Origin of the sequence: Kineococcus vitellinus (genome assembly GCF_009906315.1) — a bacterium.
GTDB classification, from domain to species: domain Bacteria; phylum Actinomycetota; class Actinomycetes; order Actinomycetales; family Kineococcaceae; genus Kineococcus; species Kineococcus vitellinus.
Map to the genome: position 1 here is coordinate 1 of NZ_JAAALL010000522.1, position 1,581 is coordinate 1,581.

Genomic DNA, 1,581 nt, shown 5'->3' on the forward strand with positions numbered 1-1,581 from the left:
ACCCACACCCGGCCCTCCAGGGTGCGCACCTGCACCACCCCTGCCCTGCCCACCCGCGCGCCCTGCGTCGCGCTGTAGTCCGGCGGGAGCACCCCGGTGCCGGTCAACCACTGCGCCAGACCCGCGTTCAGGCTCCCCGTCACCGGGTCCTCGGGCACCCCGAGCTCGGGGACGAAGGCACGCACCTCGACCTGCTGCTGCGACCCGGCGGGGTGCAGCCCCACCACCCCCAGGGCCACGTCCCCGAGGACGGTGCGGTCCACCTCCACCGCCAGCACGGCCTGCGCCGAGGCCAGCCGCAGCGCCGCCCACCCGGGGCCGTTGTCGACCCACTGGTGACCCAGCACGTCGTCCTCCTGCAGCCCCAGGGCCCGCACCGCGCGCTGCAGCACCTCCGGCTCCAGCGGACCGCTGCGCACCAGGTCCGGAGCGCGGAAGCTCAGCGCCGAGCCGTCGCGGCGCACCGGCACCAGGCCGGCGCCGCACTCCTGCACCACCGTCGCCGCCTCGTGCGGGACGCCGCCGGCCTCCAGCCACGCGTGGGCCGAGCCCAGCGTGGGGTGGCCGGCGAAGGGCAGTTCGCCGCCGGGGGTGAAGATCCGCAGCCGGTAGTCCGCGCCCGCGGCCGCGCCCGCCGGGGTGGGGGGCAGGACGAAGGTGGTCTCCGACAGGTTCGTCCAGGCCGCGAAGCGCTGCATCGCCTCGGTGTCCAGGCCGTCGGCGTGCAGCACCACCGCGACCGGGTTGCCGCGGTAGGGGACGGCGGAGAAGACGTCGACCTGGGCGAAGGGGCGGAGCACGGGTCTCCCTCGGTCGGGGCCGGCGGAGGGCCGGGCGGAGCGGGAGCAGCAGGGTGCCACACCGGGAGCGCGCGCCGGCGCAGCCCTCGCACCCGCTCGGCCACCGCGGGAAGGGGCTCGGTGACCGCGGTCGCACCCCGGATCGCGAGGAGCCGTGGATCCCTCTGCGGCGCAACGCCTGCGGGTGGTCCGCCACCCCGGCCCGGGCCGCCCGCCGCCCCCGGGACCGCAGTCCACCGGCGAGCGGTTCCAGCGGGAGGGCGAACCCGCCGCCCGCGCCGGCGGAACGGTGGACGCGCACGGGGCACCTCTGGCAGCGTGGGCGGCCGGTGCGCACGACCGGTGGTCCGGTGGTCGGCGCGGGACCCGGGGACGGGAGGGCGGCGGTGCGCAGGAGCTTCGCCACGCGCAGGGCGGTCACCGTCGCGACGGCCTCCTTCGCCACGCTGACGCTCCTGCCGTGGGCGGTCGAGGCCGGGCGCACCCCGCGCGCGGGCCTGGTGGCCGGTGCGGTGCCGCTGGCGCTGCTGTTCGGCGCCCTGGCCGGCTACGCCGCCTCCCCCGCCGTCCCCGCCCTGGCGCTCGTCCCGGACCGCGACCGCGCCGCCGGGGGCCCCGACGCGCGGCGGGGCGTCGCACCCGCTGCGGGGTCCGCGCCACGGGCGGCGGTGCCCGCCCCGCAGCACCCGCCCGGTGCGGGCCGGCCGGGGCGGGCGACGCACCTGCAGCTGGTGCGCACCTCCCCCGCGGCGCCCGCCGAGCCCGCGGCGGGCCCGGGGAC

The 1,581-nt window shown here is 79.8% G+C and carries 1 protein-coding gene and 1 pseudogene; one reads left to right on the forward strand and one right to left on the reverse strand.

Translation table 11 applies throughout. The features are described 5' to 3' along the window. On the reverse strand, nucleotides 1-800 hold an 800-nt coding region (locus GTQ99_RS23055; RefSeq protein ID WP_166617990.1), incomplete at its 3' end, for a PhzF family phenazine biosynthesis isomerase. Between the two features lie 386 nt (nucleotides 801-1,186). On the opposite strand from GTQ99_RS23055, the pseudogene GTQ99_RS23060 reads away from it, so the two are divergent. Then, nucleotides 1,187-1,581 (forward strand): annotated as a pseudogene (locus tag GTQ99_RS23060) (hypothetical protein); the annotation flags it as partial.